At 66.4% G+C, this 1,376-nt stretch carries 2 protein-coding genes; both read right to left on the bottom strand.

Going from position 1 to position 1,376, the window contains the following annotated elements:
• Positions 1–759, bottom strand: a 759-nt coding sequence (locus DIE03_RS37980; protein WP_148092918.1) for an electron transfer flavoprotein subunit alpha/FixB family protein, incomplete at its 3' end; no start/stop codon positions are given.
• A gap of 16 nt (positions 760–775) precedes the next feature.
• Positions 776–1,376: electron transfer flavoprotein subunit beta/FixA family protein (locus tag DIE03_RS37975; RefSeq protein ID WP_148092917.1), on the bottom strand; the 601-nt coding region annotated here is incomplete at its 5' end.

Raw genomic sequence — 1,376 nt, 5'->3', positions numbered from 1 at the left:
CTGCGGTGCGACGATCTTGCCGGTCTGGCCGACCTGGTAGTCGTTCGGCACGTAGCCGGCGTCGACTGCCGCGCGCGATGCGCCGAGTGCCGCCTGCAGCTTGTCGGCCAGCGGCGCCAGCACCTTCGTGTAGTTCTCGCCGCTGCCCAGGCCACGGCCACCCGACACGATGATGCTCGCGCTCGTCAGTTCCGGACGGTCCAGCTTCGTTACTTCACGGCTCACGAACTGCGACTTGCCGGCGTCTGCCGCTGCGTCGATCTTGTCGACCGATGCATTGCCGCCTTCCGCCGCGACCGGATCGAAACCCGTCGCACGCACCGTGATGACCTTGATCGGGTCGCTCGACTGCACCGTCGCGATCGCGTTGCCCGCGTAGATCGGGCGCTCGAACGTGTCGGCCGAATCGACCGCCGTGATGTCCGAGATCTGCGCGACGTCCAGCTTCGCGGCGATACGCGGTGCGATGTTCTTGCCGTAGGCGGTCGCCGGCGCGAGGATGTGCGAGTAGTCCTTCGCGATGTTCAGCGCGGTCGCTTCGACGTTTTCCGCCAGGCCTTCGGCCAGTTGCGGCGCGTCGGCCAGCAGCACCTTCGACACACCTGCGATCTTCGCTGCAGCGTCTGCCGCCGCCTGCGCGTTGTGGCCAGCGACCAGCACGTGGATGTCGCCGCCGATCTTCGCTGCCGCCGCCACCGTGTTCAGCGTCGCGGCCTTGATCGACGCGTTGTCGTGTTCTGCAATCACCAGAATCGTCATTTCTTTGTGCTCCCTCTTACAGCACCTTGGCTTCGGTCTTCAACTTCTCGACCAGCGTCTTCACGTCCGGCACCTTCACGCCGGCTGCGCGCTTCGGCGGCTCGACCACCTTCAGCGTCTTCAGGCGCGGCGCGACGTCCACACCGAGGTCTTCCGGCTTCACGGTTTCCAGCGGCTTCTTCTTCGCCTTCATGATGTTCGGCAGCGTCACGTAGCGCGGCTCGTTCAGGCGCAGGTCGGTCGTCACGACCGCCGGCAGCGTCAGCGACAGCGTTTCCGCGCCGCCGTCGACTTCGCGTGCAACCGTGGCCTTGCCATCGGCGATGGTGACCTTCGACGCGAACGTCGCTTGCGGGAGACCTGCCAGCGCAGCCAGCATCTGGCCCGTCTGGTTCGAATCGTCGTCGATCGCCTGCTTGCCGAGGATCACCAGTTGCGGCTGCTCCTTGTCGACCAGCGCCTTCAGGATCTTCGCGACGGCCAGCGGCTCGACGCTGTCGTTCGACTCGACGAGGATCGCGCGATCCGCGCCGATCGCCAGCGCCGTGCGCAGCGTTTCCTGCGCTTGCGTCACGCCCACCGACACCGCGATCACTTCGGTCGCGACGCCCGCTTCC

Origin of the sequence: Burkholderia sp. Bp8992, from assembly GCF_003853705.1 — a bacterium.
GTDB lineage: Bacteria > Pseudomonadota > Gammaproteobacteria > Burkholderiales > Burkholderiaceae > Burkholderia.
This window is presented reverse-complemented; position numbering and strand designations above follow the sequence as displayed.